Annotated in this window: 2 protein-coding genes; both read left to right on the top strand. The window is 75.3% G+C overall.

The genetic code is table 11. The annotated features are described in order from the left end of the window. Positions 1-25: 25 nt before the first annotated feature. Complete coding sequence (locus KUM32_RS39925; RefSeq protein WP_217146617.1) at positions 26-238, top strand: hypothetical protein; 213 nt, start codon at positions 26-28, stop codon at positions 236-238. Beyond that, on the top strand, positions 235-576 hold a 342-nt coding region (locus tag KUM32_RS39920), incomplete at its 3' end, for a beta-ketoacyl synthase N-terminal-like domain-containing protein (RefSeq protein ID WP_217146616.1). The genes KUM32_RS39925 and KUM32_RS39920, both read left to right, overlap by 4 nt.

The following is a 576-nucleotide window of genomic DNA, read 5'->3' as shown; positions in this document are numbered from 1 at the left end:
CCTCGCGCGCGGATGAGGGAGCAGCATGAGGATCACCTCCGACGGGACCGCCGCGCCGGCACAGCCGGTGGCGCGCGAGCACGACCTGCCCGCCGCGCGGGCAGGCGACCCGAGAGCGCCGCACGGCCCGCGCTCCGGGCCGGACGAGACCGGCGTGGGCGGTGGCGTACGGCTGCTGCGAACCACCGTCGAACAGCTCGGCCCGCGACCGCTCACCGTCGAGAGGGCAGCCGCGTGACCCAGACCGCACCCGCCCGGACCACCGCCCCCGGCACGGCCGTCGCCGTCACCGGCATCGGCGCCCGGCTGCCCGACGCCCGCGACCACCGCGAGTACATCGCCAACCTGCTGGCCGGCCACAGCTCTCCGACCGAGATCTCGCCGGAGCGCTGGGACGCCGCCGCGTTCTACTCCACCGACGTCGCCGAGCCCGGCAAGACGGCCAGCAAGTGGTGCGCCCAGGTCGCCCACCCGTACGACTTCGACCACACCTTCTTCCGCGTCTCCCCGCGCGAGGCCGCCCTGATGGACCCCCAGCAGCGGCTGCTCCTGGAGGAGACCTGGCACTGCGTGGAG

Source organism: Streptomyces sp. AC627_RSS907, from assembly GCF_019049165.1.
The sequence above is the reverse complement of the archived record's forward strand: the minus strand, read 5'-3'. Positions and strand labels throughout refer to the sequence as shown.

Excerpts from the sequence above, each read along its gene's own strand:
- KUM32_RS39925 (WP_217146617.1), top strand. The coding sequence starts at position 26 with ATGAGGATCACCTCCGACGGGACCGCCGCGCCGGCACAGCCGGTGGCG.